This window comes from Pseudomonas sp. SMV7 (genome assembly GCF_052041995.1).
GTDB lineage: Bacteria > Pseudomonadota > Gammaproteobacteria > Pseudomonadales > Pseudomonadaceae > Aquipseudomonas.
On record NZ_JBKGGT010000012.1, the window covers coordinates 24142 to 46689 of the forward strand.

The following is a 22548-nucleotide window of genomic DNA, read 5'->3' on the forward strand; positions in this document are numbered from 1 at the left end:
GCTACTCGCTGACCTGGAACGCCACCCGCGCCGTCTCGCCGCTTTCATCCAGCGCGCTGATTTCGGCCTGGCCGACCTGCTGGAAGCGGACCAGCAAGCTGTCCTGGCCCTGGGTCTCGCCCAATGGCTGGCCGTTGAGGAACCACCAGCGCCGGCCGCCGCCCCCCAGCGCCGACACATGCAGCTGCAACGGCTCGCTGCTGGTCGCCGGACGACGCAGGTTGTCGCCTGGACGTACGCCCACGATCGACAGCGGTGGCGCACTGGCCGGCACCTGCGGCGGGCAGGCCGGGTCGATGGCCGGCAGGCGCGCCGCACGCCGCTCGGCACGAGGCAGCCAAGGTTCCAGCGGGGCCGGCCATAAAGCGATGTCGCGGGCTTGGGCGCCCGGGCAGCTAGCATCGACACGTAGCCCCTGGTCATTGACCCAGACGCTTTCACGCAGGCCCAGGCCGAGCGGCTGGTCGGCCGCCTGCAGGGTGGGCGGTGTAGTGCCGTTCAGCGTCCAGGCAAAGCGCTGACGTCGGCAATTCGGGTCCTGTTTGTTCAATGGCTGGCCCAGCGGCCAGCAGATCGCCGCCACGCCGACATTCGCCGGTACCCGCTCGACCGGTACATTGATGCCGCGCTGGCTGTCGCGGTTGCTCAGCAAGTCGTGCACCTGCAGCATCAGCGGTGCCGCCGAGGCCAGGCCGAACTGCCCGGGCACAGGCGTGCCGTCGGGGCGGCCGATCCACACACCGATCAGGTAGCGTGGGCCCACGCCGATCGACCAGGCATCGCGAAAGCCGTAACTGGTGCCGGTCTTCCAGGCCAGTTGCGGGCGTTGCACCAGCTCGGCATGCGGGTCGCGGTCGGGGCGCGCCTGCCCGCTGAGGATCCGCCGGATGATCCAGGCCGCCCCGGGTGACAGCAGGCGCCGTTCCAGCAACGGGTCCTGCGGTTGCAGGCGCACCCGCGCACTGTTGCCACCCCGTGCCAACGCGGCATAGCCACCCACCAGGTCTTCCAGGCGGCTGCCGGCACCGCCGAGGATCAACGACAGGTTGGGCTCGGCCAGGGGCGGCAAGGTCAGCGGCATGCCCGCCATGCGCAACTGCGCGGCGAAGCGTTTCGGGCCGTAGGCCTCGAGCAACTGCACAGCCGGCAGGTTGAGCGAAAGCGCCAATGCCGAACTGGCCGAGACCGGCCCGCTGAAGCCCATGGAGAAGTTGCCGGGGCGGTAGTCGCCATAGCGCCGCGGCACATCCTGCAGCAGCGACTCGGAATGGATCAGGCCTTCATCCAGCGCCATGCCATAGAGAAATGGCTTGAGCGTGGAGCCTGGCGAGCGCAGCGAGCGCACCATGTCGACATGCCCGAAACGGCGCTCGTCGGCGAGGTCGATCGAGCCCAGGTAGGCGCGTACCGCCATGGTCTGTGCCTCGACCACCAGGATGGCGGCGGAGGTCCGCTCCGGCAGCCGTGCGCGCCAGCCCAGCAGCAGGTCTTCGAGGCGCCGCTGCAACGCGGCGTCGAGCGTGGTGCGGATCAGCGGCGGGCTGTCGGCGCTGTTCAGGCGCCGCGCCAGCAGCGGCGCCAGGGCCGGCTCCTGGCGTGGCGCCAGCACCAGCGGCTCTTCGGTTGCTTCGCGGATTTGCCGCTCCGGCCATACCTGGTATTCGGCCAGGCGTTGCAGCACCTTGTCACGGGCGCGCTGGGCGCGTTCGGGGTGGCGGTCCGGGCGCAGGCGGCTGGGTGCCTGCGGCAGCACGGCCAGCAGCGCCGCTTCGGCCGGGGTCAGGTGCATGGGCGACTTGCCCAGATAGGCCCAGCTGGCCGCGGCAACGCCCTGCAGGGTGCCACCGAAGGGCGCGCGGTCGAGGTAGATCTGCAGGATCTCGCGTTTCGACAGATGCCACTCCAGCTGCGCGGTACGCCACAACTGGCGCAGCTTGCCGGCCAGGGTGCGGTCATGCGGGTCGAGCAGGCGTGCCACCTGCATCGACAGTGTGCTGCCGCCCGACACCACCCGCCCGCCGCGCAGGTTGAGCCAGGCGGCGCGGGCCAGGGCCAGCGGGTTGACCCCCGGGTGGCTATAGAACCAGCGGTCCTCGTAGGTCAGCAGCGCCTGCAGGTACAACGGCGAAACCTCGTCGGGGCTGACCGGGTAACGCCACACGCCGTCGGCATCGGCAAAGCGCCACAACGGCGTGCCGTCCTCGGCCAGCACCACCCGGGCCAGGTCATCGCCTGGCATGGGCAGCGGCCACAGGCGGTCGGCCAGCCACAACAGACCGAGCACCATCAGCATGCCAGGCACGGCAATGCGCAACAGCCTGCGCGCACGGCTACGCGGCCGCGTTAAGCTTGGCATCGGGAACCGACCTGGCCAGGTGATGGCCAAAGGCTGGGGAACGGTAACCTCGCCGATTCGTTCATCAGGAAGCAACTATGCATGTAGAAGGTTTTTTCGAGTGGCTGGGCCAGGCACTGGGCTCGTTGATCCGCTTCATCGTCGACATATTCAGCGGCTTGTTCAATCTGCTGGCCAATGCCGGTGGCAATTTCATCGATGGCCTGGCGCGCACCTTGGGCATGGACACCTCGTTGCTCAGCATTCTCGCCCTGATCATCGGGCTGATGCTGCTGTACTCGGCCATCCGTGCGTTCATGCGTGCCTCGATCATCCTCGGGATCATCTGGCTGGTATTGGGGCTATGGGTGATGAGCTGGGTGATTCATTGACTGATGCAGCGATCGTGTAGGAACGGCCTTGCGTCGCGATCGGCCGCGCAGCGGCCGCAAAACCTGGCGACGCGGCCTACCTGCCGTTCCGCGTACACAGGCAATCGGGCCGCGTTGCGGCCCTTTCGCGACAGGAGGCTGCTCGTACAGCAGACCGCCTCGCCCTAGCGGGCTCTGACGGTCATTTCCCCTTGCCCATCGCCCACGGCCTGCAGGTTAGGCCGGTACATCGACTCGACCTGCGGCGGTGGTACGCGGTAGGTACCCGGAGTGACCGCGCGCGCCAGGTACAGCAGGTGGGTAGTGCCGTAGCCATCGAGCTTGAGCGCGGCGACATAGCGGTCATCACGGTACTCCTGATGCACCAGGCTGGCGTTCTGCATCGAATCGCGCCATTCCTTCACCGCGCTGCTGGCGTTATCCAGGCTCGCGGCGCTCTGGGCCAGGTTCTGGTTTTCCAGCTCCAGGCCAGCCGGCAGCAAATCCACTACCAGCGCATCCGGCACCGGGTTGTCGGCCTTGAGCGCCAGGTGCACCAGCACCAGGTCGCCGCTGCGCAGGCTGTGCAGGTCCAGCGGCTGGCCGTTCATGCCCAGGTACTCACGGCGGACCTGCATGCCGTTGCCACCCGCTGGCTGTGCCTGGCGTGGGTAACCCGACAAGGTCAACTGCTGGTACAGGGTCTCGCTGCCCTGGTTCTGCACGGTCAGCGGCGAGGCCAGCAACGGGCCTTCCAGTTTCATGCCGGACTCGGCGTTGTTGAACTCACGCACCTCACCGGCGCTGTCCAGGCGTGCCTGCCACTGGCCTTCCGGCTTGCCCAGCAGACCACGGCCAGCCAGGAACAGTGCATTGCGTTCCTGGGTGGACAACCAGCGGTTGGCTGCCAGCTCGTCCGACAAGGCGAACAGGCGCTGGTCGACCTTGCTGCTGGCCATGTCGTTCTCCTGCAGCAGTGCCAGGATCAGCGCCTGGTCACGCAACGAACTGCCGTAATCGGCCATCCAGCCCTTGCTGCGGCTGATGGCCAGGCCAGCCTGCAAGGCCTGGTTGGCACGTGGCTTGTCGCCCATCTTCTCCAGTGCCACCGCCAGCTGCACCAGGGGCAGGCCGGAGCGGGCGTCGGCGCGGCGTTCGAACAGGCCGCGCAGGGCGCCCAACGGCGCCTGCTGGCTGCGCGCCAATACCAGTGCGGCATAGGCTTGCACGGCAAAGCGGGTGTGCTCGGCGTCGTCGCTGTAGTCGACTTCGATCAGGTTGCGCTCCTGCACATAACGCAGCAGACGTTCGCTGGCCTTCTTCAGTGCTTCGGCCGGCACCCCGTAGCCCTGGTCACGGGCACGCAGCAGGAAATCGGTGACGTAAGCGGTCAGCCAGTACTCTTCTTCGCTGTCCGAGCTCCACAGGCCGAAGCTGCCGTTGTAGCGCTGCATGCCCAGCAGGTGCTCGATGCCCATCTCGATCTTGCGCTTGCGCACATCTGCCGGTTCGCCCTTGATGCCCAGGCGCTTGAGACTGTCGGCATCCGCGTACAGCGACGGGTACAGGCCACTGGTGGTCTGCTCCAGGCAGCCGTAGGGGTAGGCTTCGAGGGCACGGATCTGCTCGCCCAGGTTCAGCGGTGGCCGGCTCGACAAGGCCAGGGTGGCTTCCAGGCCGGCAGGCTCGAAGGCGGCCAGGTCTGCTTCAGGCAGGCTCCACGGCTGGTCTTTCAAGGCCACCCGGTAATGCTTGAGCATCGCCGGGTAGGCCGGGCGCACGCCCAGCGTCCACTCACGCTCGAACGCGCCGGTCGACTCGTTCGGCAGTTGCAGGCCAGTGACCCGCACATGCACCTTGCCCTGGCCCAGGCCACCCTGGGCCTGTACCGGGATCATCAGCGTCGAGCGCTGGCCCTCGGCCAGGGTGATGTTCTGCTGGGCACTGGCCGCCAGGCTCAGCTGGCCTTCGGTAGTGATTTCAACGTTCAACTGCTGGGCGCGGCCGGACAGGTTGGCCAGGTCCAGCGCCAGGCTGGTGCGGTCGCCACCGGCGAGGAAGCGCGGCGCCGAAAGCTCGGCAATCAGTGGCGCGGCGACCACCGTCTTGCCTTCGGCCATGCCGAAGTGCTCCTCGGTCCAGGCCTGGGCCATCAGCCGCAGCTCGCCGTTGAAATCGGGGATATCGACCGTGGCCTGGCCCTCGCCCTTGTCGTCCAGGGTCACCGGCAGGCTCTGCTGGGCAACGATGGTCACGGTGGTATTGGGGCGCTTGCCACCCTTGGCCATCGCCGCGTCACCGCCAAATGCCAGGCTGGCCAGGCGGCCCTGGCCGGCTTCGATCAACTGGCCGTAGATATCCAGCTGGTCGGCACCATAGGCCTTGCGCCCGAACAGGCTGGCGAACGGGTCGGGGGTCTTGAAGTCGGTGATGTTGAGGATGCCCACGTCCACCGCCGACAACAGCACATGCACCTGCTTGGGGATACTGCCATCGGCGTTGGCGGCCTTGACCTTGACCGTCAGCGGCTGTTTCGGGCGCATCTTTTCCGGTGCCTGCAGGCTCACCGCCAGCTTGCGCTCGGCACGGTCCAGCGGCAGGTGCAGCACGCCCACCGCGCGTTTCGGCGTGGCATTGGCCTTGCGCTCACCGGGGCGAATCACCAGTGCGCTGATGTACAGGTCATGGCGGGCCCACTTCTCGTCCAGCTCCACGTCGAAGGTCTTGCCTTCGGCGGGCACGTCGATCTCCTGCCACCACAGCGGGCCGTCGCTGGACTCGATCATCAGGTAGCCACTGCCGGCTGCCGGCGGGGTAACGGTGACCTTGGCGGTGGCGCCGTCGGCATAGGATGGTTTGTCCAGTGCCAGCTTGACCTGGTCCGGGCGCACCGCGCCGCCTTCGGCGTTGTCCTGGGCACGGTAGCCAGCCCAGAAGCGCTCGCTGGACACCAGGCCGGTCTGCGGGTCTTCCACCTCGACGCGGTACGGGCCCCATTCAACCGGGAAGCTCAGCTTGGCGGTGGAGCCGGCCTTGACGCTGACGGTCTCTTCGCTCTGGGTGAGGAACTTCTCGTTGTAGGCATAGCTCCAGCCATCGCTCTGCGAGTAGTTCCAGTAATAGTCGCGGCGCTCGCGGATCAAGCGCACCTTGAGGGCTTCGGCGGCCAGCTTGTTGCCGTCGCGGTCGGCCACCAGGAACTCGAATTCCACCGGTGCGTCACTGTCGGTTTCCTCACCGTCGAACAGGCCACGCAGGCCTGGCAGGCGCTCGGCCGGCCAGATGGGTTGTTCCAGGCGCCGGGTAATCGGCCGGCCACCCGACTCCTGCAGGCTGGCCTGTACGGTCAGTTGCAGCGGCGAGCGGGCTTCAGCCCAACGGCTTTCGATTTCGACCACGGCCTTGCCGGCCTGGTCGAGGGTCACTTCGTCCAGCTCCAGGTCCTGGTTCAGCTCGGTTTCGGTGACCGAACCGAACTGGTAGCCAGGCAACGCAGGTACCGCCTCGCGCAGCGGGCGGACATAGGCCTGGCCGCTCAGGCGATTGCCGGCTGCCGGGGCGCCGTAGAGGTAACGCCCATTGACCCGGATACGCGCATTCTCGTCAGGCGACAGCGGTGTGCTGCTACCCTTGAGTTCCAGCGCCAGGCGCTCGGGCAGGAAGTCTTCGACAAGGAATTCATACACCTGCTTGCGCCCGCCGCCGAGGTCCAGCAACAGTTGCCAGCGGCCGGTCGGGGCCTCGGTAGCCAGTTGTAGCTGGTACTGGTAAAGGCCATTGCTGTCGGCCTCCCAGACGAACTTGCGGCTGACCTGCTCATCCGGCCGGCGCACTTCCACGCTCACCGGCTGAGCCTTGACCGGCTTGCCGTCCTGGTCACGCAGCAGGCCATTGAGCAGCACGGTTTCGCCCGGGCGGTACAGGTCGCGCGGGCCGAAGATGAAGAACTGCAGCGGGTTGGCCTGGGGCCCGGTGATATCGAACTCGGCCAGGTCCAGCGCCGCGGTATTCAGGCGCAACAGGGTGGTGTGCACGCCCTGGGTGGCGATCAGGGTGTCGGCCTTGGGCGTGATCGGCAGCTGGGCATGGCCATCGCCATCGGTGCTGGCCTGGGCCAGCAGCTTGCCCTTGTCGTCATGGATTTCCAGGTTGACGCCGCTCATCGCCTTGCCGCCTTCCAGGGCCTGGGCGAACACATCGAGGCGGTCGCGGTAACGGTGCGCGGACACGCCGATGTCGCTCAGGGTGAACAGCGTCGCCGGCTGCGAGTAGTCATAGGTGCCCGAGGCCCGCATCACCGCCAGGTATACGCCTGGCTCCTGCAACGGCTTGATGCCGGCGATCGGCAGCAGCACGGTCTCGCGGGTGTTGCGCGCGGGGTTGAGGTCGAAGCGGCCGCTGTAGACCAGCGCGGCCATGTCCAGGGTTTCCTTGGACTGGTAGTAGTACAGGCTGCTGTTACGCCCCCAGTTGGCCAGGAAGGTCGAGAGCATTTCCGGCTTGACCCGGAAGAACTCGACATCGACCTTGTCCACGTTCAGGGCAATCACCGGCAGGCCCTCGGCCAGACGCGTGGGCAACAGCGAACCGCGGCTGGCGAAGCCGATGGTCGGCTGCATGTCGCGGGTTTCCAGGCGGGTGATCGACTCTTCTTCCAGCTGCTTGCCGTTGACGGCCAGCAGGCCCTTGTCGACGGTCAGCACCAGCTTGCGCTGCGGCTCCAGGTGGCGCAGGCGCAGCTCCATCTGGTTGTCGGAGAGTTCCCAGGCGCCGTCGAGCTTGCCTTTGACGGTGTCGACCAGGTGCACCTTGGTAGCCAGGTCCTGCTTGGCATCCAGCGGCGCGGAGAAACTGATCGACAGCGTGGCAGCGCCATCGAGCTGCACTTCGGAGACATCCAGCACGGTAAGCTCGCGACCTTCGTAGCGCTTGGCGAGTACGGCCGGGTCTTCGCGTTGGGCTGCGGGGGCTGCGACGGGCGCGCTGGCCGCCGGTTTTTCGGCCGGTGCGGGTTTGTCCGATGTCGAAGAGTCACAGGCACTGAGCAAAGCCAGCGCACAGGCCAGCAACAATCCTTTGTTGAACATGGAGTAGAAACTCTTTGGCAGGGTGTACGTGAGGGCAGCAACTATAGCGCAAACGCAGGCGCAGTACCCTATGTTGCACGCGAGGTGTGACGGGGCGCGCGAATGGGTGGCACGGCCGTTACACTGTGGCCATCGTTGAAGCGGACCCTGATCGAGCAAGGATTCCAATGTCGCAACTGGCCACCGACTGGCAGCATCGTCCCACCCACAACAAGGTCTGGGCGCTGGCTGCGCCGATGATCCTGTCGAATATTTCCGTGCCGCTGGTCGCCCTGGTCGACAGCACCGTCATCGGCCACCTGCCCCATGCCCATCAGCTTGGCGCCGTGGCCGTGGGCGCCACGCTGTTCACCTTCATGGTCGGCCTGATGGGTTTCCTGCGCATGGGTTCCACCGGCTTCGCCGCCCAGGCGGCCGGGCGTGCCGACGGCGCGGCGCTGCGCCAGGTGCTGGTGCAGGGCCTGCTGCTGGCGGTGGCCTTTGCCCTGCTGATCGGCCTGTTCGCCCTGCCCTTCAGCCAGCTGGCGCTGCACGCCATGCAGCCAAGCGAGGCGTTGCAGCAATCCACCGAAGACTTCTTCCACACCCGCTTGCTCGGCCTGCCGGCAGCGCTGGCCAGTTATGCGCTGGTCGGCTGGTTCCTCGGCACACAGAACGCGCGGGCGCCGCTGGCGATTCTGCTGACCACCAACCTGCTGAACATCGCTCTCAACCTGTGGTTCGTGCTGGGCCTGAACTGGGGCGTGCTGGGCTCGGCACGGGCCTCGGTGATCGCCGAATGGAGCGCCGCGTTGCTCGGCCTTGCCCTGACCCGTCCGGCCCTGCGTGCCTATCCGGGGCAGATCGCCTGGGCAGCACTCAAGCGCTGGCAGGCCTGGCGGCCATTGCTGGCGGTGAACCGCGACATCTTCCTGCGCAGCCTGGCGCTGCAGCTGGTGTTCCTGCTGATCACCGTGCAGGGTGCGCGCCTGGGTGAGGCCACGGTGGCGGCCAATGCGCTGCTGCTCAACGGCTTGCTGCTCACTGCCTACGCTCTCGATGGCCTGGCCCACGCCGTGGAGGCGTTGTGCGGGCATGCCATCGGTGCGCGGGACCGGGATACCTTGCGCCGCTCGCTGGTGGTGGCCTGCGGTTGGTCGCTGATCATCAGCCTGGGGTTTGCCGGTGTGTTCCTGCTCGGCGGGCACCTGTTCATCGACTTGCAGACCGACATCGACAGCGTGCGGGCGGCGGCTTATCCGTACCTGCCGTACCTGGCATTGCTGCCGTTGATTGCGGTGTGGAGTTATCTGCTGGACGGGTTGTTCATTGGTGCGACCCGGGCGCGGGAGATGCGTAATGCGATGTTGCTGTCGGTGCTGATTGCGCTGCCCTTTGGGGTGGGCATGAGCGGGCTTGGCAACCATGGGTTGTGGTTGGCCTTTCTCGGATTCATGGCGTTGCGGGCGGTGACGCTGGGGTGGTTTGGGTGGAGATTGAATCTGCAAGGCAAGTGGGTGGCGGAGCAGGGAACCACAATATGATCCCGAAGATCAGCAATGGATCAAGGCAGCTATCAGATATGCGAAAACGTTCGGCTACTAAATGGCTGATAGCCGCCCTGCTTCTGCTCGCCTTCGGACAAGCCCTATGGATTTTCACCTCAGGCTCCAAACCTGTATTGACCAAGGTTGTTTCTGTCACGCCTATTGGCAAACACAGTGCAGTCTATGAAGTGCTAAGCAATGACGGCGGGGCGACGGTGCCGCTGGTTTATTTGTACTTTGTGGCTGAACAAGCCCAGCGAGATGAGCAGGTACTGCAGAATCTGAAGAGACTTGAACCTTTTCTGGTGACACGGCAATCTGGCGCGATAGAGCACGTGGAGGGTTTGAAAATAGCCGCCCGAACTCAGGATACGGTGTACAGCTATTCGAGCACATCGATTCTCAAAGAGGATGGTGCTGTGGTGCCAATCATTATCGAGCTCACGGCAAACGCTCGCTCAAAGTAGAAAAAAAGGGCCGCATAGCGGCCCCTCTTACAGTCAGGAAGACAGATAGGAGGAACGCGTCAGGCCAAGACGCAACGCATCCAGATACTGTGTCCGCTCACGCGCTGTGATCCTGGCACTGGCCACCTTGTCGCGGTAGTGAGTCATCAACTCCTCCGGCGACAGGTGCACATAGCGCAGCATGTCCTCGATGGTGTCGTGGGTCTCGATACCGGCGTGGTACACGCTGCCGTCGGCGTTCTGGTAGATGTTCACCGAGTCGGTGTCACCAAACAGGTTGTGCATGTCACCGAGGATTTCCTGGTAGGCGCCGACCAGGAACACGCCCAGCAGGTAGTCCTCACCCTCCTTCACCGCATGCACCGGCATGCTGGTCTCGATGCTCTGTTCGTCGACGTACTGGTTGATCTTGCCGTCGGAGTCGCAGGTAAGGTCTTGCAGCACGGCGCGGCGCATCGGCTCTTCGTCCAGGCGGTGCAGCGGGATGATCGGCAGTACCTGGCCGATGGCCCAGGTGTCCGGCAGGCTCTGGAACACCGAGAAGTTGCAGATGTACTTGTCGGCCAGCTTGTCGTTGAGTTCGTCCAGCACCTGGCGGTGCGAGCGCTGGCGGGCCTTCAGCGAGTTGTGCAGGCGGCGGCACACGGCGAAGTAGCATTGCTCGGCCAGGGCCTTTTCGGCCAGGCTGATCTTGCCATCGGCATACTGCGCGGCCACGTCACCCATGTAATGGGTTGCGCGCCAGTAGGTTTCGGTCACCATCTCGATGTCGGTCGGGCCAAGCAGGTCGGCCAGCCACTGCACGGTCTCGGGCAGGGATTCCTTGTTTTCGATGGTCGGCACGTCGTCGTTGTGTTTCTCGACATCGGTTACCTGGATCACCAGCATTGCGTGGTGCGCGGTCAGCGAGCGGCCACTCTCGGAGAAGATGTGCGGGTGCGGCAGGCCTTGCGCGTCGCAGAACTCCTTGAGCATGCCCACCACCACGCCGGCATAGTCGTCCATGTCGTAGTTGATCGAGCTGGCATTGCGCGAGTGGGTACCGTCGTAGTCCACGCCCAGGCCACCGCCGACGTCGATATGGTCCACCGGCAGGCCCAGTGCACGCAGCTCACCGTAGTAACGGATGGCTTCCTTGAAACCGTGCTGGTAGTCGGCCAGGTTGGCGATCTGCGAACCCATGTGGAAGTGCAGCAGGCGAATGCCCTGGTCCAGGCCGGCATCGCGGAAGCGCTGCACCACCGAGATCAGCTGGGCGGCGGACAAACCGAACTTGGACTTCTCGCCACCGGTGTCGGCCCACTTGCTCGAGGCCAGCGACGACAGGCGTACACGCAAGCCGACCTGTGGCTTGACCTTGAGCTCGGCGGCCTCGTCGATCACCAGGGCCACTTCCGACTCTTTCTCGATGACGATGAACACGTTGTGGCCAAGCTTCTGGCCCATCAGCGCCAGGCGGATGAACTCGCGGTCCTTGTAACCGTTGCAGACGATGGTGCCGCCCTTCGGCGCCAGCGCCAGCACCGCCAGCAGCTCGGGCTTGGAGCCGGCTTCCAGGCCGATGGAAACGTTTTGCGTGGCGATGATGTTTTCCACCACCGCTTCCTGCTGGTTGACCTTGATCGGGTACAGCGCGGTGTACTGGCTCTGGTATTCCAGGCGCGCGATGTTGGCATCGAAGGCGCCGGTCAGTTGGCGCACGCGGTCTTGCAGAATGTCGGGGAAGCGCACCAGCAATGGCAGCGACAGGCCACTTTGGCGCAGTTCGTCGACCTGTTCGAACAAGTCGATCGGTGCGCTTTGCGGGCCGTTGGGGCGCACTTCGACGCGCCCGGCTTCATTGATGGCGAAATAACCAGCGCCCCAATGGCGGATGCCATAAACACTGCGGCTGTCGGCCACGGTCCATTGGCTACCATCGTCTTTGCGTGTGCGTCGTACGGACATTCAAGTCCCCTATAGATAAGTCGAAGACACTGCCCCGCAAGGAGGCGGGCGCAGTGTAAAAGCCAAAAATGACGATTCATCCGTGCCCAAGGTAGACCCTGGCCACGGCAACGAGTTTAGAAAGCACTGGGCAAAAAAGCGCGTGGCCGCATCAGCCGCCGGACTTTTTCGCCTTGAAACCCTGCTTGATCAGTTCGCCGATCAACAGTTCGACATGGTCGCCCTGGATTTCGATGACCCCATCCTTCAGGGCGCCACCGGTACCGCAGCGGCGCTTGAGGGTAGAGGCTAGCTCCTTGAGCTGTTCGAGCGGCAGCGGCACGCCGCTGATGGTGGTCACGGTCTTGCCGCCGCGGCCTTTGCTTTCACGGCGCACACGGGCAATGCCATCCCCTTCGGGGACAGCCTGCTGCTTGCAGATACAGGCATCCACCGGCTGGCTGCAGTCGGGGCAATGCCGACCGGCGTCGGTGGAGTAAACAAGACCGCCAAGGGCGGCGAAGGAAGAAGCTTTCTTGGCCACTTTTGTTCCTCTGTGCTGAGGACAAAAACTGGTCGGCCCCAGGGGGTTGAGCCCGACCGCGAAGCCCCACTCTGGCAGGGGCGGCGCTACTGCCGCAAGACCTGCGGCAGCCCGAAAAGGGCGCGCAGTGTAACGATAAATGCGGCCGTTGCTAAGTACCGGATTGCGCCATTTTGCGAAAGTTTTGCGACCCCTTCGCGGGTAAACCCGCTCCCACAGGTACCGCGCAGGTTTCCCGACCTGTGAAATCCCTGTGGGAGCGGGTTTACCCGCGAAGGGGCCGGCATCGGCCACGCATCTATTTGAGGCTGGATTTATAGCGCTGCAACGCCGCCAGCGAGTCCGGGCAATACGGCTTTGCCCGGCGCTCCTGTTCGACCTGCTCCAGGCCGATGAAGCGCGCCTCGCTCACTTCCTCCGGCTGCAGCCGCAACGGCGCATCCGACACTGCCGAATACACCGCACACCACAAGCGGTTATCCGGCTGGTCAAAATAGAACCGCTCATGAAAGCGCAACTCGACGCCGGCGATCCCCAGCTCTTCGGCCAGCTCACGCGCCGCCGAATCGGCGTAGGCCTCCCCGGCCGTGACCATGCCGCCTGCCGCCACATCCCAGTAGCCCGGGTACAGCGCCTTGCTCAGGGTGCGCCGGTGCACGCACAGCTCGCCGGCGCTATTGAACAGCAGAATGAAGGTACACCGCCCGATCAGGCCGCGCTCGCGCAGCTCGGCACGCGGCAAGGCGCCCAGCACCTGGTCGGCTTCATCTACCCAGGTGACCAGCTCACGGTCGGAAGCCGCCCGGTGGGCGGCCTCGTCAAGGCTGATAGCCATCATCAACCCTGCGACAGCAGCTGACGCAGGTCGATCACTGCGGCGTTGGCCCGGGAAATGTAGTTGGCCATGACCAGCGAGTGGTTGGCCCACATGCCGAAGCCGCTGCCATTGAGCACCATCGGGCTCCACAGGGCTTCCTGCGAGGCTTCCAGCTCACGGATGATCTGCCGCACGCTGACCGTGGCGTTCTTCTTCGCCAGCACGTCGGCGAAGTCCACCTCGATCGCGCGCAGCAGGTGCGACAGCGCCCAGGCCTGGCCACGGGCCTCGTAGAACACGTTGTCGATCTGCAGCCACGGGGTTTCCACCAGTTCCTCGTCGACCTGCGGCGCCTGGCCGGCGACCACCGACTCGGTCTTCAGCGTGCTGTTGAGCTTGACCCGGCCGACACTCGCCGACAGGCGCTGCGACAGCGAGCCCAGGCGAGTGGCCACGTCACCCAGCCAGTTGTTCAGGTTGTCGGCACGGGTATAGAAGATCGCGCCCTTGTCGCCAGCCGCCAGACGGGTCTGGTAGCGGCTCAGCGACTTGATGCCTTCTTCGAACTCCGATTCGCTCGAGGGCAGGATCCAGCTCTTGTTGTCGAAGTTGAAGCGCGGCTCGGCCTTGGCCAGGTCGGCGTCTTCGGTGGACTGCGACTGCGAGCGGGCGAAGTCCTTGCGCAGGGCACGGGACAGGTCGCGCACCTGAACCAGCACGCCGTACTCCCAGCTGGGCATGTTGTCCATCCACAACCCTGGCGGGAAGCGGTCGTTGGAGATGTAGCCACCTGGCTTGTTCAGCAGGGTACCGGCCACGGTCTTGAGGGTTTCGAGGGTGGTGTAGCCCACCACCATCTGCTGGCCGGTACGCTCGGCGGCGGCCTGGGCGTTCTGCTGCACCGGGAACAGCGCCGGCTCCTGGCTCCAGTACCAGCCCAGGCCGATGCACACCAACAGGTACAACCCGATGAGGGTCCCCAGTGCACGGCTCCAGAGGCCGCCAAGGTAGCTACGAGCGGCGGCGCCACGGCCGTCGACACGCTCACGGGGCTCGGCTTGGGCCTCGCGGTTTTTCCAGTCCAGCATGGCTTTGTCCTTAATCAGTCACGACGGTTCAGGGGCTTGGACCACAGGCCTGTGCCAGGGTGCCACGGCAAGCCCGCGTCGCAGCACTATAAAGCAGACACCGCCTTACGCATAAGCGACCAGTCGGTCGGCAACTGAATATTCGTTCTGCCCGCTTTGTTGATGCACAGCACTCGCGCACCGGGAAAGAACTGCTAGCATAGAGCCATCATCGCCCCTGCACCTCCCACCCTACAAAGTAGCCAGGTCATGAGCCAAGCAGTCGAGCCGAGCCCGCAGTGCCCCGTCCAACAGCTGACGCGTAGCGGCCTGCGCAAGGATGACCCGCTTGGCCAACTGCTGCGCCCGCCGCTGCGCAAGCCGGTGTACATCCTGCTGCAGGACCACGAACGTGCCCAGCGCCTGGCCCAGCAACTGGAGTTCTTTGGCCTGGTGGTACAGGCGCTGGACAGCGCTGCGGCCTTTCACGCCTCGATCGAGGAATACCCACCCTCGGCCATCATCATGGATGTCGATTTCACCGGCGCCGGGCAGGGGCTGCTGCTGGCGGCCCAGGTGCAGCAAGGGCTGGCCCGGCACATTCCGCTGCTGTTCTTCAGCCACCACGAAACCGACACCCCGACCCGCCTGGCCGCCGTGCGCGCCGGCGCCCAGGACTTTCTCACCGGCACCCTGGAAGCCTCCAGCCTGCTGGAAAAGGTCGAGCGGCTGACCAATGCCGCCCCGCACGACCCTTTGCGCGTGCTGATCATCGACGACTCGCGCACCCAGGCCCTGTATACCGAGCGCGTGCTGGCCGGCGCCGGCATGCTCACCCGCAGCCTGACCGATCCAATCCGTACCATGGCCGAGCTGGCCGACTTCCAGCCCGACCTGATCATCCTCGACCTGTACATGCCCGCCTGCACCGGCCCCGAGCTGGCCAAGGTCATCCGCCACAGCGACCGCTATGTGAGCGTGCCGATCATCTACCTGTCTGCCGAGGACGACCTGGACAAGCAGCTGGATGCCATGAGTGAAGGCGGCGATGATTTCCTGACCAAGCCGTTTCGCTCACGCCAGCTGATCACCACCGTGCGCAACCGGGCCGCCCGTGCCCGGCACCTGAAATCGCGCATGGTGCGCGACAGCCTGACCGGGCTGTACAACCACACGCACATCCTGCAACTGCTGGAAGATTGCAGCTTCCGCGCCCGCCGTGAGCAACAACCGTTGAGCTTCGCCATGCTCGACATCGACCATTTCAAGAAGATCAACGACCGCCACGGCCACCCGATGGGCGACCGGGTGATCAAGAGCCTGGCCTTGTTCCTCAAGCAGCGCCTGCGCAAGACCGACTTCATTGGTCGCTATGGTGGTGAAGAGTTTGCCATCGTCATGCCCAATACCGCGCTGGACGCGGCGCACAAGGTACTGGACGAAATTCGCCGGCGCTTTGCCGAGATTCTCTACCCGGCCCAGCCGCAGGATCTACGGTGCACCTTCAGTGCCGGGGTGGTCCAGCTGGACGAGGGGCTGGATGCACTGACCATGGCCAGCGCGGCAGACGAGGCGCTGTACCGGGCCAAGCATGCCGGGCGTAATTGCGTGGTGCGGGTAGAGCCCTGAGTTGTTCATCGCCTGTACCGGCCTCTTCGCGGGCTGGCCCGCTCCCACAGGGATTACGCTGCATTCAGGTCTGGTAGATATCTTGTGGGAGCGGGCGAGCCCGGGAAGAGGCCAGTACAGGCAATACAGATACAGGCACAGTGCCACTTTTTTCTCTGGCACCAGCCCCTTTCGTCATCACTCCGTCACACAACCGCCATAACTTCAGCCACCGACTCTCCCCTCCCGCAGGAAGCTCGCGGCTATGCGCCTGAAGTGGCTGACCAATTTCAACACCCTGTTGCTGGTAACCGTGTGTATCGCCCTGGGCGCGACCCTGTGGTGGTCGCAACGGGCCCTGGAGCGCCCCTATCAATTGATGGAGCACTACCTGGGCCTGTCCCAGCAGTTCCAGCACCAGGCAGCCGGCAACATCCAGGCCTACCTGGCCAGCGGCGATGCCCTGCGCCACGCGGCGGCCATGGAAGCCAACCAGCAACTGCAAGCGGCGCTGGCCGAATGGCCCGACGAACTGGCCGGCAAACTGCGCCCCAGCCTGGACAGCCTGCAAGCCTTCACCACCGAGGAACTGCTGGCCGCCGGCAAGCTGGCAGGCGACCCACAGGCGTTGCTGCTGCAAGCCGAGCGGGAGCTGGGGGCCAACTTCGAACAGCTGGCCGGCTATGCTCGCGACAGCGGCAGCGCCGACGCCAACCGCTACCTGCTGCCCCTGCTGGACGCCACCGTGCACCTCGGTCGCCTGTCATTGGCACGGGGCAAGCTGGTCAGCAGCAGCCGCCCGGAACTGGCCGATGAAGTTGAACGTGAACTGCAGCTTATTCGCACCCAGGCCCAGATCATCGACAGCCTGCCGCTGCTTGGGGTAACCCGTGCTGCCGAATCCGGCGCCGACGACTTCGCCTCCATGATGGGCCTGGAGACCCAAGCCAGCGCCCAGCAGGAAGACGTCGCCATTGGCCTGAAGCGTGAGTTGCAAAGCCTGCTCAGCCGCTACCCGGCCGAACTGCAACGCACCCGCGACCAGATCGAGCGCCGAGCCGCCCTGGCCGCCAGCACCGGGCAGCGGCTGCAGGGGGTGCAGCAGGCCATTGCGGCGCTGGAGCCGGAGGTACGCAGCCAGCACGCGACGATCGCCGCCGAAGTGCGCATCATCCAGAGCCTGATGATTGCCCTGATCCTGCTGATCGCCCTGCTGATCGACACCCTGCAACGGCGCCTGGCGCGTACCCTGACCGGCCTGGCCCCGGCCCTGTCGCGCTGGGCCGAAGGCGACTTCGCCAAGGCCATCGCCCTAGGCAGGACCAACCGCGAACTGCACGACATCCAGGATTCGCTCAACCGCCTACGCCAGTATCTGGTTGAACTGGTCGGCACCATCCGCCACAACGCCGAACAGGTGGCTGGCAGCAGCCACGCCCTTGCCGGCATGAGCGCCGCTCTGCACGACGGCGCCGAACGCCAGGCGGGCGACACCGGGCAGATCCGCGATGCCCTGGGTGAGCTGGAAGCGACCATCCAGCAGGTGGCCGGTGATGCCAGCGCCGCCGCCGACGCCAGTCGCGATGCCGGCCGCGCGGTGGAACAGGGGCAGGCGGTGATTGGCCAGAGCCTTTCGGGCTTGCGCGAACTGGTCGATGAAGTGCAGGGCAATGCCCGCCTGATCGAGCAACTGGCGGAAGAGTCGGCCACGATCGGTGGCGTGCTGACGGTGATTCGCTCGATTGCCGAGCAGACCAACCTGCTGGCGCTGAACGCCGCAATCGAGGCGGCGCGCGCCGGCGAGATGGGCCGCGGTTTTGCCGTGGTGGCCGACGAGGTGCGTTCGCTGGCGCAGCGCACCACCGGCGCAACCGGCGAGATCCAGGCGCTGATCGACCGCCTGCAGCAGGCCGCCAGAAGTTCGGTGGCCGGGATGCGTGCGCAGCTCGAACACGCCGAGGCCACCGCCAGCCAGGCCCAGGCCGCGGACGGCGCGCTGGACGAGATCGTCTGCGCCATTCGCACCATTTCGGACACAGCGGTGCGGATTGCCGATGTCACGGCGCAGCAGAGTGGTGCCGTGAGCGAGATTCGCGACCACAGCGAGCGGATTCATGAGCTGGGTGAGGACAACCTGCAGCGCATTGGCGAGGGGCGCGAGCAAGGCGAGCAGCTGCTGAGTCTTGGTGGTGAACTGAACCGGGCGGTGCGGGCCTTCAGCGTCTAGGTTGGCCTGTACTGGCCTGTTCGCGGGTAAACCCGCTCCCACAGGGATAGCGTATGGCTTGAGGTCCATGCGCTCGAGGTGGGAGCGGGTTTACCCGCGAAGAGGCCGGCACAGGCAGCAAATCAGCCAGCGGCCATGTGTCGCCCCCGCCGTCAGCATGGCCCCAACCTGCAGCAACTCCGCTATCATGCCCGGCACGTTCGACCTCGCGAGTCCGCCATGCGCCGCCTGTTTTTCCTGCTGTTCCTGCTGCTGGCCAGCCCCGCCTTCGCCACGGGCCTGCTCGACAACCGCCCCAGCGCCACCCTCGGCGCCGCTTCGTTGTCCAACAACGCCGACTTCCTGCCGGTGCACGAAGCGTTCAAGCTCAACCTGGTCCAGGCCGATGGGCAGACCATCAAGCTGCGCTTCGTTGCCACCGATGGCTATTACCTGTACCGCCACCGCTTCCAGTTCCGTACGGAACCGGCCGACGTCGCCCTGGGCACACCGAACATTCCCAAGGGTGAAGCCAAGCACGATGAATTCTTCGGCGATGTCGAGGTATACCACGGCGTGCTCGACATCGAACTGCCGCGCAACGACCCACGCGCCTTTACCTTGCTGGTGGGCTACCAGGGTTGTGCCGACAAAGGCCTTTGCTACCCACCGGAAACCGCACGCCTGAGCATCGATGGCGAAGCCGGCGCGAGTACACCGGCCACCTCCGAACACGGCTGGAACTGGAAGTCGCTGCTGCTGTTCTTCCTTGCCGGGGTCGGCCTCACCTTCACGCCTTGCGTACTGCCCATGCTGCCTATCCTCTCCGGCGTGGTGCTGCGCGGCCAGGCCGGCGGCCTGCGCGGGCTGGCCCTGTCGCTGGCCTACGTGCTGCCGATGGCGGCCAGCTTCGCGGTACTCGGTGCCCTGATGGGCCTGTTCGGCGCCGGCCTGAACCTGCAGGCACGCCTGCAATCGGCCTGGGTGCTGGTGCCCTTCGCACTGTTTTTCGTGGTATTCGCCCTGGCCATGTTCGGCCTGTTCGAGCTGAAGTTGCCGCAGGCCCTCAACCAGCGCCTGAACAATGTCGCCGACCACACCCGCGGTGGCTCGCTGCTGGGCGCAGCGATTCTTGGCGTGCTCTCCAGCCTGCTGGTTTCGCCGTGCGTTTCAGCGCCCCTTGCTGGTGCGTTGTTGTATATCAGCGCCAGCGGCGACGCCCTGGGCGGCGCCCTCAAGCTGTTCGCCCTGGGCCTGGGCATGGGCGCACCGCTGCTGCTGGTGGCCACCGGCGGCGCGGCCTGGCTGCCGAAAAGCGGGCCGTGGCTGAACACCGTGAAAAATGCGATCGGCGTGCTGCTGCTGGGCCTGGCCATCGGCCTGCTCAGCCGTGTGCTGCCGGGCCCGTTGACCTTGCTGCTGGTGGGTTTCCTGGCGGCGGGGGTGGCACTGTTCCTCGGTGCCCTGGAGTTCGTGGTCAAGACCACGCGCCAGCGCCTGGCACAACTGCTCGGCCTGGCTTTGCTGGTGTACGCGCTGGCGTGCTGGTACGGCGCCCTCAGAGGCCAGGGCGACCCACTGCGTCCGTTGCCACCGTCCGCCGTGGTAAATACCGGCAATACCTCGGCAACAGCGGCGCAGGCCTGGCAGACCGTCACCACCCCTGCCGCCCTGGACGCAGCCCTGGCCCAGGCCAGGTCAGCCGGCCAACCGGTATTGCTGGACTGGTATGCCGACTGGTGCATCAGTTGCAAGGTGATCGAGCGCGAAGTGCTGACGGCCGCGCAGGTGCAGGCCCAACTGGCCGGTTTCAAGCTGCTGCGTTTCGATATCACTGAGAGCAATACCGAGCAACGTACCCTGCTCGACCGCTACCAGCTGTTCGGCCCCCCGGCCCTATTGTTTTTTGCTGCGAACGGCAGCGAAATCACCGCTGATCGGGTGATCGGTGAGATAAACACCGGTGAATTTGCGCAAATTCTTACACGCGTACGCAGCAAAGTCGGTCTATAACTTCCCGCGCGCGGTTAAAAAATCCCAAGACAGTGACCGGATCCAGCTATCCGGTCACATACTTCGCGCGAACCTCGGACATCGTGCTGCCTATTGCCGGGAACTGGACACTTGCGGTCGCTTTACGGCACACTCGCCGCGCTGTGTCGAATTGCCCTACAAATCCAAGGAATCGCAGATGGCAACGCTACTGGTGCTCCACGGCCCCAACCTCAACCTGCTCGGAACCCGCGAGCCTGGCCACTACGGCGCCGTGACCCTGGCCCAGATCAACCAGGACCTGGAGCAACGTGCCCGCGCCGCCGGCCATCATCTGCAATACCTGCAGAGCAATGCCGAGTACGAGCTGATCGACCGTATTCACGCCGCACGCAACGAGGGTGTGGACTTCATCCTGATCAATCCGGCTGCTTTCACGCACACAAGCGTTGCATTACGTGACGCGTTGCTTGCGGTGAGCATCCCATTCATCGAAGTGCACCTGTCCAACGTGCACAAACGCGAACCGTTCCGCCACCACTCCTACTTTTCCGATGTTGCCGTAGGGGTGATCTGCGGCCTGGGCGCCAGCGGTTATCGCCTGGCCCTGGAGTCTGCACTGGAACAACTGGCTGCCAACGCACAGCCCAAATGATGAAAACCCTGGCCTCGAGGGGCCAGGGTTCGAGAGAAACGTTTCAGATACGTTTTTTTGTATTTCGCCCCCTGACCGAACCTTTGGGAGTTGATGATTAATGGATATCCGTAAAGTCAAGAAACTGATCGAGCTGCTGGAAGAGTCTGGCATCGACGAGCTGGAGATCAAGGAAGGCGAAGAGTCAGTCCGTATCAGCCGCCACAGCAAGACCCCAGCCGCTCAGCAGTACTTCGCACCGGCCCCGGTAGCCGCTGCGCCTGCCGCTGCCCCGGTTGCCGCTGCTGCTGCCCCGGCCGCCGAAGCCGCTGCCGCTGCGCCAGCCCTGAAAGGCACCGTGATCCGCTCGCCGATGGTCGGTACCTTCTACCGCAAGCCTTCGCCAACCTCGCCAAACTTCGCTGAAGTGGGCCAGAGCGTGAAGAAAGGCGACACCCTGTGCATCGTCGAAGCCATGAAGATGATGAACCACATCGAAGCCGATGTTGGCGGTGTCATCGACGCCATCCTGGTAGAAGACGGCCAGCCGGTTGAGTTCGACCAGCCGCTGTTCACCATCGTTTGAATCGCGGAGAGCCAACGATGTCTGGGAAGCTCGAAAAAGTCCTGATCGCCAACCGCGGGGAAATTGCCCTGCGGATCCTGCGTGCCTGCAAAGAGCTGGGTATCAAGACCGTCGCCGTGCACTCCACTGCCGACCGTGAACTGATGCACCTGGGCCTGGCAGACGAGTCGGTCTGCATCGGCCCTGCATCGTCCAAGGATTCCTACCTGCATATCCCGGCGATCATCGCTGCCGCCGAAGTCACCGGCGCCACCGCGATCCACCCGGGCTACGGCTTCCTGGCGGAAAACGCCGACTTCGCCGAGCAGGTGGAAAAATCCGGTTTTGCCTTCATCGGCCCGAAAGCCGACACCATTCGCCTGATGGGCGACAAGGTTTCGGCCAAGGACGCGATGATCAAGTCGGGCGTACCGACCGTACCGGGCTCCGATGGCCCGCTGCCGGAAGACGAAGAAGTCGCCCTGGCGATTGCCCGTGACGTCGGCTACCCGGTGATCATCAAGGCCGCCGGTGGCGGCGGTGGTCGCGGCATGCGCGTGGTGCACAAGGAAGAGGACCTGATCGCCTCGGCCAAGCTCACCCGTACCGAAGCCGGCGCTGCCTTCGGCAACCCGATGGTCTACCTGGAGAAGTTCCTGACCAACCCACGCCACGTGGAAGTGCAGGTCCTGTCCGACGGCCAGGGCAACGCCGTGCACCTGGGCGACCGTGACTGCTCGCTGCAGCGCCGTCACCAGAAGGTACTGGAAGAAGCGCCAGCCCCGGGCATCGATGAAAAAGCCCGTCAGGAAGTGTTCAAGCGCTGTGTCGATGCGTGCATCGAGATCGGCTACCGTGGTGCCGGTACCTTCGAGTTCCTGTACGAGAACGGCCGCTTCTACTTCATCGAGATGAACACCCGTGTGCAGGTTGAGCACCCGGTGTCGGAGATGGTGACCGGTATCGACATCGTCAAGGAGATGCTCAGCATCGCCGCTGGCAACAAGCTGTCGTTCCGCCAGGAAGACGTGGTTATTCGTGGCCACGCGCTGGAATGCCGTATCAACGCCGAAGACCCGAAGAAGTTCATCCCGAGCCCTGGCAAGGTGAAGCACTTCCACGCCCCGGGTGGCAACGGCGTACGCGTCGATTCGCACCTGTACAGCGGTTACTCGGTTCCGCCGAACTACGACTCGCTGATCGGCAAGCTGATCACCTACGGCAAGGACCGCGACGAAGCCATGGCGCGCATGCGCAATGCCCTGGACGAGATCGTCGTCGACGGCATCAAGACCAACATCCCGCTGCACCGCGACCTGGTGCGTGATGAAGGTTTCTGCAAAGGCGGCGTCAACATTCACTACCTCGAGCACAAACTGGCCAACCAGGAGTGATCGTGTAGT

General features: G+C 64.8%; 15 protein-coding genes. 9 read left to right on the forward strand and 6 right to left on the reverse strand.

The annotated features are described in order from the left end of the window. Position 1 precedes the first annotated feature (1 nt). Positions 2 to 2356 carry a peptidoglycan glycosyltransferase PbpC gene (gene pbpC / locus ACLEJP_RS15800; RefSeq protein WP_440807866.1) on the reverse strand — a complete coding sequence of 785 codons (2355 nt, stop codon included), beginning with the start codon at positions 2354 to 2356 and terminating at the stop codon, positions 2 to 4. A 77-nt stretch (positions 2357 to 2433) separates the two neighbouring features. Between pbpC and ACLEJP_RS15805 the strand changes: the two genes are divergently transcribed. Further along, positions 2434 to 2727: a hypothetical protein gene (locus tag ACLEJP_RS15805; protein WP_186678853.1), complete on the forward strand. Its 294-nt coding sequence runs from the start codon at positions 2434 to 2436 to the stop codon at positions 2725 to 2727. A 164-nt stretch (positions 2728 to 2891) separates the two neighbouring features. Here the strand turns inward: ACLEJP_RS15805 and ACLEJP_RS15810 are convergent, their stop codons facing one another. Beyond that, positions 2892 to 7793: an alpha-2-macroglobulin family protein gene (locus ACLEJP_RS15810; RefSeq protein WP_440807868.1), complete on the reverse strand. Its 4902-nt coding sequence runs from the start codon at positions 7791 to 7793 to the stop codon at positions 2892 to 2894. A 167-nt stretch (positions 7794 to 7960) separates the two neighbouring features. On the opposite strand from ACLEJP_RS15810, the gene ACLEJP_RS15815 reads away from it, so the two are divergent. Further along, positions 7961 to 9316: an MATE family efflux transporter gene (locus tag ACLEJP_RS15815; RefSeq protein WP_440807870.1), complete on the forward strand. Its 1356-nt coding sequence runs from the start codon at positions 7961 to 7963 to the stop codon at positions 9314 to 9316. Next, complete coding sequence (locus ACLEJP_RS15820) at positions 9313 to 9786, forward strand: hypothetical protein (RefSeq protein WP_440807872.1); 474 nt, start codon at positions 9313 to 9315, stop codon at positions 9784 to 9786. Before ACLEJP_RS15815 ends, ACLEJP_RS15820 begins: the two co-directional genes overlap by 4 nt. 33 nt (positions 9787 to 9819) lie before the next feature. Here the strand turns inward: ACLEJP_RS15820 and speA are convergent, their stop codons facing one another. The 4 genes from speA to ACLEJP_RS15840 form a co-directional block, all read right to left on the reverse strand. Next, a complete protein-coding gene (gene speA, locus ACLEJP_RS15825; RefSeq protein ID WP_440807873.1) occupies positions 9820 to 11733 on the reverse strand; it encodes an arginine decarboxylase in 1914 nt (637 codons plus the stop codon). 151 nt (positions 11734 to 11884) lie between these two features. Beyond that, the gene (locus ACLEJP_RS15830) at positions 11885 to 12256 is read right to left on the reverse strand and encodes a translation initiation factor Sui1 (RefSeq protein WP_225780247.1); all 372 of its coding nucleotides are present in this window, start codon (positions 12254 to 12256) and stop codon (positions 11885 to 11887) included. Positions 12257 to 12554: 298 nt separating this feature from the next. Beyond that, positions 12555 to 13094 (reverse strand): NUDIX hydrolase, encoded by a 540-nt coding sequence (locus ACLEJP_RS15835; RefSeq protein WP_440807876.1) that lies wholly within the window; start codon positions 13092 to 13094, stop codon positions 12555 to 12557. Next, positions 13094 to 14161, reverse strand: coding sequence for a DUF2333 family protein (locus ACLEJP_RS15840; protein WP_225780245.1), 1068 nt, complete (start codon positions 14159 to 14161; stop codon positions 13094 to 13096). Before ACLEJP_RS15840 ends, ACLEJP_RS15835 begins: the two co-directional genes overlap by 1 nt. A gap of 249 nt (positions 14162 to 14410) precedes the next feature. Here ACLEJP_RS15840 and ACLEJP_RS15845 point away from each other — a divergent pair, with 249 nt between their 5' ends. The 6 genes from ACLEJP_RS15845 to accC all read left to right on the forward strand — a co-directional run bounded on the left by ACLEJP_RS15845 (position 14411) and on the right by accC (position 22539). Continuing rightward, positions 14411 to 15769 (forward strand): diguanylate cyclase, encoded by a 1359-nt coding sequence (locus tag ACLEJP_RS15845; protein WP_440807879.1) that lies wholly within the window; start codon positions 14411 to 14413, stop codon positions 15767 to 15769. Positions 15770 to 16013: 244 nt separating this feature from the next. Next, a complete protein-coding gene (locus ACLEJP_RS15850) occupies positions 16014 to 17975 on the forward strand; it encodes a methyl-accepting chemotaxis protein (RefSeq protein ID WP_440807881.1) in 1962 nt (653 codons plus the stop codon). A 219-nt stretch (positions 17976 to 18194) separates the two neighbouring features. Further along, positions 18195 to 19967, forward strand: a complete 1773-nt coding sequence (locus ACLEJP_RS15855; RefSeq protein WP_440807884.1) for a protein-disulfide reductase DsbD — start codon at positions 18195 to 18197, stop codon at positions 19965 to 19967. A 178-nt stretch (positions 19968 to 20145) separates the two neighbouring features. Next, positions 20146 to 20601 (forward strand): type II 3-dehydroquinate dehydratase, encoded by a 456-nt coding sequence (aroQ, locus tag ACLEJP_RS15860; protein ID WP_003255330.1) that lies wholly within the window; start codon positions 20146 to 20148, stop codon positions 20599 to 20601. A gap of 100 nt (positions 20602 to 20701) precedes the next feature. Then, positions 20702 to 21166 (forward strand): acetyl-CoA carboxylase biotin carboxyl carrier protein, encoded by a 465-nt coding sequence (gene accB, locus ACLEJP_RS15865; protein WP_170028096.1) that lies wholly within the window; start codon positions 20702 to 20704, stop codon positions 21164 to 21166. Positions 21167 to 21183: 17 nt separating this feature from the next. Next, positions 21184 to 22539 (forward strand): acetyl-CoA carboxylase biotin carboxylase subunit, encoded by a 1356-nt coding sequence (gene accC, locus ACLEJP_RS15870; RefSeq protein WP_170028095.1) that lies wholly within the window; start codon positions 21184 to 21186, stop codon positions 22537 to 22539. Positions 22540 to 22548 lie beyond the last annotated feature (9 nt).

What these genes read in the sequence shown, in the direction of transcription:
- ACLEJP_RS15840 (WP_225780245.1), bottom strand. Translation starts at nt 14,161, where the DNA reads ATGCTGGACTGGAAAAACCGCGAGGCCCAAGCCGAGCCCCGTGAGCGT.
- ACLEJP_RS15850 (WP_440807881.1), top strand. Translation starts at nt 16,014, where the DNA reads ATGCGCCTGAAGTGGCTGACCAATTTCAACACCCTGTTGCTGGTAACC.
- ACLEJP_RS15855 (WP_440807884.1), top strand. Translation starts at nt 18,195, where the DNA reads ATGCGCCGCCTGTTTTTCCTGCTGTTCCTGCTGCTGGCCAGCCCCGCC.
- ACLEJP_RS15820 (WP_440807872.1), top strand. Translation starts at nt 9,313, where the DNA reads ATGATCCCGAAGATCAGCAATGGATCAAGGCAGCTATCAGATATGCGA.
- ACLEJP_RS15810 (WP_440807868.1), bottom strand. Translation starts at nt 7,793, where the DNA reads ATGTTCAACAAAGGATTGTTGCTGGCCTGTGCGCTGGCTTTGCTCAGT.
- accC (WP_170028095.1), top strand. Translation starts at nt 21,184, where the DNA reads ATGTCTGGGAAGCTCGAAAAAGTCCTGATCGCCAACCGCGGGGAAATT.
- aroQ (WP_003255330.1), top strand. Translation starts at nt 20,146, where the DNA reads ATGGCAACGCTACTGGTGCTCCACGGCCCCAACCTCAACCTGCTCGGA.
- ACLEJP_RS15835 (WP_440807876.1), bottom strand. Translation starts at nt 13,094, where the DNA reads ATGATGGCTATCAGCCTTGACGAGGCCGCCCACCGGGCGGCTTCCGAC.
- ACLEJP_RS15815 (WP_440807870.1), top strand. Translation starts at nt 7,961, where the DNA reads ATGTCGCAACTGGCCACCGACTGGCAGCATCGTCCCACCCACAACAAG.
- accB (WP_170028096.1), top strand. Translation starts at nt 20,702, where the DNA reads ATGGATATCCGTAAAGTCAAGAAACTGATCGAGCTGCTGGAAGAGTCT.
- ACLEJP_RS15845 (WP_440807879.1), top strand. Translation starts at nt 14,411, where the DNA reads ATGAGCCAAGCAGTCGAGCCGAGCCCGCAGTGCCCCGTCCAACAGCTG.
- ACLEJP_RS15805 (WP_186678853.1), top strand. Translation starts at nt 2,434, where the DNA reads ATGCATGTAGAAGGTTTTTTCGAGTGGCTGGGCCAGGCACTGGGCTCG.
- pbpC (WP_440807866.1), bottom strand. Translation starts at nt 2,356, where the DNA reads ATGCCAAGCTTAACGCGGCCGCGTAGCCGTGCGCGCAGGCTGTTGCGC.
- speA (WP_440807873.1), bottom strand. Translation starts at nt 11,733, where the DNA reads ATGTCCGTACGACGCACACGCAAAGACGATGGTAGCCAATGGACCGTG.